Origin of the sequence: Methanobrevibacter sp. (assembly GCF_017447225.1) — an archaeon.
Classification (GTDB): domain Archaea; phylum Methanobacteriota; class Methanobacteria; order Methanobacteriales; family Methanobacteriaceae; genus Methanocatella.
The window spans coordinates 24,848-32,230 of the sequence record NZ_JAFSNZ010000071.1 but is presented as its reverse complement, the minus strand read 5'-3'; the positions used below and the strand labels follow the sequence as shown (position 1 = coordinate 32,230).

8 protein-coding genes are annotated in these 7,383 nt (G+C 35.3%); 6 read left to right on the top strand and 2 right to left on the bottom strand.

All coding sequences use genetic code 11. The features are described from left to right. Positions 1–992: 992 nt before the first annotated feature. Genes IJQ68_RS06885 through IJQ68_RS06870 form a run of 4 tightly spaced genes read left to right on the top strand, consistent with a single transcriptional unit; the run spans position 993 to position 3,720 of the window. Positions 993–1,685, top strand: a complete 693-nt coding sequence (locus IJQ68_RS06885; protein WP_292798563.1) for an iron-sulfur cluster assembly scaffold protein — start codon at positions 993–995, stop codon at positions 1,683–1,685. Between the two features lie 15 nt (positions 1,686–1,700). Then, the gene (locus IJQ68_RS06880; RefSeq protein WP_292798561.1) at positions 1,701–2,702 is read left to right on the top strand and encodes a GGGtGRT protein; all 1,002 of its coding nucleotides are present in this window, start codon (positions 1,701–1,703) and stop codon (positions 2,700–2,702) included. 49 nt (positions 2,703–2,751) lie between these two features. Continuing rightward, positions 2,752–3,198, top strand: coding sequence for a D-aminoacyl-tRNA deacylase (dtd, locus tag IJQ68_RS06875; RefSeq protein ID WP_292798559.1), 447 nt, complete (start codon positions 2,752–2,754; stop codon positions 3,196–3,198). Then, entirely contained in the window at positions 3,199–3,720 is a 522-nt protein-coding gene (locus tag IJQ68_RS06870; protein ID WP_292798557.1) for a nitroreductase family protein, read from the top strand. Here the strand turns inward: IJQ68_RS06870 and IJQ68_RS06865 are convergent. Both IJQ68_RS06865 and IJQ68_RS06860 read right to left on the bottom strand, forming a co-directional pair. Further along, positions 3,717–4,208 carry a hypothetical protein gene (locus IJQ68_RS06865; RefSeq protein ID WP_292798555.1) on the bottom strand — a complete coding sequence of 164 codons (492 nt, stop codon included), beginning with the start codon at positions 4,206–4,208 and terminating at the stop codon, positions 3,717–3,719. The two genes, IJQ68_RS06870 and IJQ68_RS06865, sit on opposite strands and share 4 nt — an antisense overlap. Before the next feature lie 54 nt (positions 4,209–4,262). After that, positions 4,263–4,970, bottom strand: coding sequence for a hypothetical protein (locus IJQ68_RS06860; RefSeq protein WP_292798553.1), 708 nt, complete (start codon positions 4,968–4,970; stop codon positions 4,263–4,265). Positions 4,971–5,290: 320 nt separating this feature from the next. On the opposite strand from IJQ68_RS06860, the gene IJQ68_RS06855 reads away from it, so the two are divergent. Both IJQ68_RS06855 and IJQ68_RS06850 read left to right on the top strand, forming a co-directional pair. Continuing rightward, positions 5,291–5,761 carry a MarR family winged helix-turn-helix transcriptional regulator gene (locus IJQ68_RS06855; protein WP_292798551.1) on the top strand — a complete coding sequence of 157 codons (471 nt, stop codon included), beginning with the start codon at positions 5,291–5,293 and terminating at the stop codon, positions 5,759–5,761. After that, complete coding sequence (locus IJQ68_RS06850) at positions 5,745–7,124, top strand: MFS transporter (protein WP_292798549.1); 1,380 nt, start codon at positions 5,745–5,747, stop codon at positions 7,122–7,124. Before IJQ68_RS06855 ends, IJQ68_RS06850 begins: the two co-directional genes overlap by 17 nt. The last annotated feature ends 259 nt before the right edge of the window (positions 7,125–7,383 follow it).

Here is a 7,383-nt window from a genome sequence, read left to right as displayed (position 1 = left end):
TATTGTCGTGTATTTAATCATTAATTCATTTTAACATAGGGTTATTTTTTATGTGAAATTAATTGTTTTACGAGTTGGTACAATTTTACTCTCCTAAAGCAATATTTTAATCAGATAGTAATTTTAAGGTCTTTAAATCGTCAAAAAAGTTTATATATTTTGAAATTCAACATATTAATTGAAAATATGCCTCAAAAATAACCTACTGAAAATGATATGATATTAACTGCATTCATTCATATTTGTGATTGTAGTATTAATCTATTATTTCAGCTTACATTCCAAGGTTGGGAGGTGAAAATTATGGATTTCAAGTTGAATTTCAACTTGGTTGTTAAAGACCTTTCATTTAGGCTTTTAATGATATTTGTCCTAATTTTAATTAAGATTATGGTATAAATATCGTGATTCATTTTTTCATCTCCTAAGAGTGTGAATTTTTGATTATAGGATATTAATGATGATTGAAATATAATATTTCCCGTATTATAATACTTTATTGATAAGAGGTATATTTTCCCTTCTGAAATGGATTATAATCAATTTTCACACAAATTCAAATAAATATATATAGGAGTAAGTAATAAATTAATTAATAGAATTATTTTAATAATTCGAAGTGAATTATTATTTCACTAAACAAACTTGGAATGTGGTAAATCAATGTCTCGGGGATTTTGTGAGGTTTTTCAATCTCACATTAAGGCATTGATTATTTGAAATACTTTTTTTGTACTGTAATTTTTCTTGTAGTTAATTTAAAGGGAAATGATTATTTTTAAATATTAGATATTTTATATTAGTTATTGTAGTGAAATTATTATTTCACTAAACAAACTTTGATGATGAATTCAATGTCTCGGGAATTTTGTGAGGTTTTTTCAATCTCAAATTAAGACATTGATTATAAATATAACTATTCCCAACTTTTTTTAGAATAATTTAATATTATGAATGGACAAATATACTAGTAATTATTCAGGAGATTGAAAATGATATATTCAAATGAAGTAGAAAATATGTGTCCTGTTGCTAAAGGGGCAAATCACGGTCCTGCACCAATACCTGAAGAAGGCAGGTGGGTTAAATCCAAGGAAATCTCTGACATTTCCGGTTTGACTCATGGTATAGGCTGGTGTGCACCTCAGCAGGGGTGCTGTAAATTAACCTTAAACGTTAAGAACGGTATTATTGAGGAAGCTCTGGTTGAGACTATCGGATGCTCAGGCATGACTCACTCAGCAGCAATGTCCGGTGAAATTCTGATTGGAAAAACCATTCTTGAAGCATTGAATACCGATCTGGTGTGCGATGCAATCAATACTGCTATGCGTGAACTCTTCCTGCAAATCGTTTACGGAAGAACTCAGTCAGCATTTTCAGAAGACGGCCTTCCTATAGGAGCAGGCCTTGAGGATTTAGGTAAAGGCCACAGAAGCCAGGTAGGCACAATCTATTCAACAAACAGGAAAGGCCCAAGATACCTGGAGCTTACCGAAGGATACATTACCGAAATAGCTCTTGATGAAGATGACGAAATTATAGGATATAAATATATCAATCTGGGAATCATGCTTGACGCCATCAAAGACGGTGTTGACCCTGCAGAAGCTATTGAAAAGGCAAGCGGGCAGTACGGAAGATTTGATGATGCTGTCAAAACAATTGATCCTAGAAAAGAATGATTATGGGTGGAATTTATGAGTTTATTTGAAAGTTATGAAAGAAGAATAGATCAGATACTTCCTGTACTTAACGAATATGGCATTAAGGATCTTGAGGAAGCAAGACAGGTTTGTCTTGACAAAGGTTTCGACCCATATGAAATCGTAAAGGGCGTTCAGCCGATTTGCTTTGAAAACGCCTGCTGGGCATATACTGTTGGAGCTGCAATTGCAATCAAAAAGGACTGCACCAAAGCTGCAGACGCTGCAAAAGCAATAGGTGAAGGACTTCAGTCATTCTGTATTCCGGGAAGTGTTGCAGATGACAGGAAAGTCGGATTAGGTCACGGTAACCTTGCTTCAATGCTTTTAAGTGAAGAATCAAGCTGCTTTGCATTTCTTGCAGGCCACGAAAGTTTCGCAGCTGCTGAAGGAGCAATAGGAATTGCAAACTCAGCAAACCAGGTTCGCCAAGAGCCTTTAAGGGTTATACTCAACGGTCTTGGAAAGGACGCTGCATTAATCATTTCAAGAATCAACGGTTTCACCTATGTTCAGACTGAATTCGACTACTTTACCGGTGAAGTTAAGGTTGTGCGTGAAAAGGCATACTCCGATGGCGAAAGGGCAAAGGTAAGATGTTACGGTGCCGATGATGTTCGTGAAGGTGTTGCTATAATGCATCTTGAAGGAGTTGACGTGTCAATTACAGGTAACTCAACAAACCCGACAAGATTCCAGCATCCTGTGGCTGCAACCTATAAGAAGGAATGCATAGAACAGGGCAAGAAATACTTCTCAGTTGCATCCGGAGGAGGTACCGGAAGAACCCTGCACCCTGACAACATGGCTGCAGGTCCTGCATCCTATGGTATGACAGACACTATGGGAAGAATGCATTCAGATGCCCAGTTTGCCGGTTCATCTTCAGTTCCTGCTCACGTGGAAATGATGGGACTGATCGGTATGGGTAACAATCCGATGGTCGGTGCAAGCGTAGCTGTGGCAGTGGCCGTTGAAAAAGCAATGAACAAATAAAAAGGGAATTAAATTTTCCCACAATATTCTTTTTTTGGAGTAATTTTTCATGAAACTAGTTGTTCAAAGAGTCACCAGCGCAAGCGTTGAAGTTGAAAATGATACTGTAGGCGAAATCGATGATGGACTTATGGTTCTTGTGGGTTTCGGCGAAAACGACACAACCCGTGAAGCCGATTATCTGGCACGAAAGCTTGTAAAGCTCAGAATATTTGCAGATGAAGATGGGAAAATGAATAAATCCGTCAAGGATGTGTCCGGTAAGCTATTGCTAGTTCCCCAGTTCACATTATACGGCAAGGTAAAAAAGAACAGGCCTTCATTTCATAAGGCATTAAATCCATCAGACGCCACAATGCTCTTTGATTACTTTGTTGAAAAATGCAGTGAGGAAATTGAAGTAGAAACAGGCCAATTCGGTGCATTCATGAAAGTTTCACTTCTAAACAATGGTCCGGTTACAATATTGCTTGAAAAGGAATTTGGGGATGATTAAATGGATTTTGATGAAGTTTTGCTTAAAAGAAGAAGTGTACGTAAATTCACAGGCGATGAGGTTACAAAAAATCAACTGAATGAAATATTAAAGGCAGGTCTTCTGGCTCCTACAAGCATGAACAGAAAACCATGCAACTTTCTTGTAGTTTCAGATAAAGAAACATTAAAGGAACTGTCTGAGGTAAAACAGCACGGCTCCCAGTTTTTGGCCGGTGCAGATAAGGCAATAGTTGTCATTGCAAACACCTTAAAAGCGGACACCTGGATAGAGGACTCATCAATTGCATTGTCATTTATGCATTTAATGGCTGCAAATGTCGGCGTTGGAAGCTGCTGGATACAGATTCACCTAAGAAAATCCTCTGAAGGCGAAGACGCTGAAAAGCTGGTTCGAGACGTTGTAAAAATTGATGACTATTTCCGCATTGTAGGTATTTTAGCCTTAGGTATTCCTGATGGTGAAGTAAAGCCCCATACATTAGATGATATGGACAAAAGTCAGATTCATTTTTTAATCTAATTTTTTATTTTTTTAATTGATTCTAGTGGAATTTCTGTTATTTGTGATATCTCCATTGGTGTCATGGTTTTAAGCATATTTGAAATAATTTCCATTTCGGCTTTCTTTTTTCCTCTTTCAATGCCTTCCTCAAGCTTAATGTTTCTGATATAATCTTCGGATTCAGTGTATTCACAAAGCAACCTCATTAACATTTTGTCATAGATTCTTGATTTGGTGGTGTAATAGAAAGTTTTAATCTTTTTTAAATGTATGATTTTTTTAATCTTCAACCAGTATCTTTGTTTTCTGTTTCCAAAAACTGAAATAAGGATTTCTGTTAGTTTTTCCAGTTCATAAATGTTCATTTTTTCAAAGGGTTCTGTATCTATTTCAGTTTCAACTTTCAACCTTCCAATGACATATCCTTCTTTTAGTCCTTTTTTTTCTCCTTTTTTCTCATATGCTTTTTGCCACATACAAAATTCTGATAGTGGATGGTTTTTCATTTTTTTATCTCCTTTAAGGTGTTTTTTTTAATTGGGGAAGTTATTTTTCTCCAATTAAATGTTAATTTGTTTTGCTATTTCGTTTATTACTGATAATGGTATTTTGGTTAGTTTTGTTATTTCTTTTGGCGTTAACGTTTCCAACATTGCTGTAACTATTTCAACTATTTCTTCTTTTCTTCCTTCGTTTTTAGTTTCTTCTTGCCATTCGTAGAATTCTGAATTCAATGATTTTTCCACTTTAATCATCTCCATTAATTCTTTTCGTTTCTTTTTGTTTTTAACATAGTAATCTATGTTTAGCCACATTGTTGCCTGCAATATAATTCTGTTTTCGATGCTTATTTTCCCTTTTTTGATGATGTAACACAGTTCTTCAACAATAACTTCAGGATTTCGAGAATTTCGCATATCTGGTATGGTTTCTATTATTGCACAGTCATGGCTGGTTAATTCTTTGTTGGATTCAAATTTCTTTTTTATATTATTTAAATTTTTTTCACCATCAAATTTTTTCATTTCACATAATAATGGGTTATGTGTGGTTGTTCCAATCTGTTTTTTAGGATTTTTGTTTTTTTCAGATAATGCAATAATTAAGCTGTAAATATCGTTGTCATACTTCCAGTGCAAGGCTTTTACATAATTCCATGTTTTGTCGGCGGTGTTTTCATCAACGGATGAAGTTTCACATTCAATATCATAAATATTGCCGGATTCACAAACTACTGCGAAATCCATTCTTTTTTCTGAGAAATTCATGTCTATATATTCGGTAGGTAATATTCCAACTACTTTTTCTTTAAGATTATTCAGTTCAAAGATGTATTGAATGTGAAAAAGCAGGAAAGCTTATATTTCTTGTCTCGGTTATGATAGATTTCTCGTTCAAATTTGTTCATACTCAGCCTCCATAATCAATTGCAATATTATTTTACTCAGGATTTTTCTTATAAATTGTTGAAGTGCGACTGTGTGCTCGTGTGATTTTTTACATCCTTTATATATTAGTTTCATAATAAACTGTTTCAAAAGAAACATTTATATCATATATCAAATAAATTAATACCTAGGTGAGAAAAATGAGTGAAGAAGTTTTTCAAGCTATCAAAGATGATTCTCCCCTGATTGCTTGGATACATAACATTTCCCTGAATCAGCAGAAATACATGGATTCAAAAATCAAAGATTTGGATTTGGGCCATAATGTTCGCTATATTATGTATATCCATGACAATCCTAAGTGTTCACAGGACGATCTGGTTAATATGTTTTGCCAAAGCAAGGGAAACGTTGCCAAAGTACTTAAAAAACTTGAGGACGAAGGATTTATTAAAAGAGAGATCAATCCCACAAACAGACGTAAATACATGCTGATGACAACAGATAAGGGCAATGAACTCGTTCCGAAATACAGGCAAATCTCTAAGGAATGGGAAAGGAAAGTCGGCATAAATAATGAGGATGGGGAGTTCAAAAAAAGACTAATCGAAATTGCATTTAAAGCTAATAAAATTAACAATAAAGAGGTTTATTATGAAAATAGAATATGAGACGTATGTTATACTGATATCATTTCTGACTTCATTTTTCGGAGTATTTCTTTCAAATGGTATCATCATTGGAGTTCCGGCGATTGCAAGCGACTTTGCAATGAACAATGTTATTCAAAACTGGATTCCAACAATATTTTTCCTTGCAATGGCCGTATTCACGGTTCCTGCAGGACAGATTTCAGGAAAATATGGTGTTAAAAAGTCACTGCTCATAGGAGTTATCGTGTTTTTAATAGGTTCTGTCGGTGCGGCAATATCATTTTCAACGGAATCATTCATGTTGTCTAGGATAATCCAGGGTGCAAGTGTAGCTTTTGTCAATGTAGCTGCAATGGCTATGATTGTGTCTGCCGTAAAACCTCAAAGCAGGGGAAAGGCTTTAGGTTTTACTGTAACCGGAGTTTATCTTGCAACATCACTTTCTCCTGTAATAAGCGGATTTTTGGTATATAATTTGGGCTGGAGATCAATATTTTATATAGTTATTCCGTTTTTGATATTATGTATTCTGATTATGATTTTAAAAATACCTCAGGAATGGCAAACATATAAGGATGACAAGATTGATACATTTGGATCCGTATTATACTCCATAGGAATCCTCCTTTTCATTTACGGATTTACCAACCTTGTCAATCAGATGGGTGTTATATTCACAGTTGCAGGAATTATATTACTTGTGGTATTTGCCATCTGGGAGCTAAGACAGATTTCACCTGTGTTTAACATGAATCTGTTTAAGAACATGAAGTTCACATCATCTAACATTGCCGCTTTGTGCAGTTATCTGGCGATTATGGTGGTTACGACAATCCTAAATTACCATTTCCAGTATGTGAGAGGATGGAATGCCCAGTCTGCAGGTATGATTCTAATAGTAACTCCAATCATCATGGCAATCCTTGCACCGAATACGGGCAAGCTTTCAGACAGGATTCATCCCCAGAAACTTGCAGCTGCAGGTATGGCAATAGCTACGGTGGCTCTTTTAATATTAACATTTCTTACAAAGGACACTCCGCTTTACATGGTGATTCTGGCAATGATTCTTCAGGGTATAGGTATGGGATTGTTCTCAAGCCCGAACATGAATGCGATAATGAGTTCCGTTCCGCCAAAGGATGCTCCAACGGCTTCCGCTTCACAGGCAACTATGAGAACTATAGGCCAGACCATGAGTTTAGGTCTTTTGACTTTGATATTTGCTTGGGTTATGGGCAGTCTGCCTTTGGCTACACAGCATGCCGGCTTGATTGTTGAGTCTTCACATATAATCTGTGCAATTTCAACTGCCGCATGTGTACTGTCCATTTTCGCTTCACTTGTGGGAATCAGGTCAAAAGACAAGTTCAATGTTTAAAAAAATAATGGGGATTATTCCCCTCTTTTTCTTATTTAAATTTTTATCGTTATATTTGAATGCTTTGTGTGTAAAGCAGTGTTGTGTTATTTTTGTTGTTGTGCTTTGTGTGGGAAGCAGTGTTGTGTTATTTTAAACATATGATTTCTATAAAAATCACTTATAATTTTTCAAAATGTATCATCAATCACCAAAAATTCACATTAAAATGACTAATATTTAAATAAAACAAAATTAAAATAGTTATATGTAATATAAT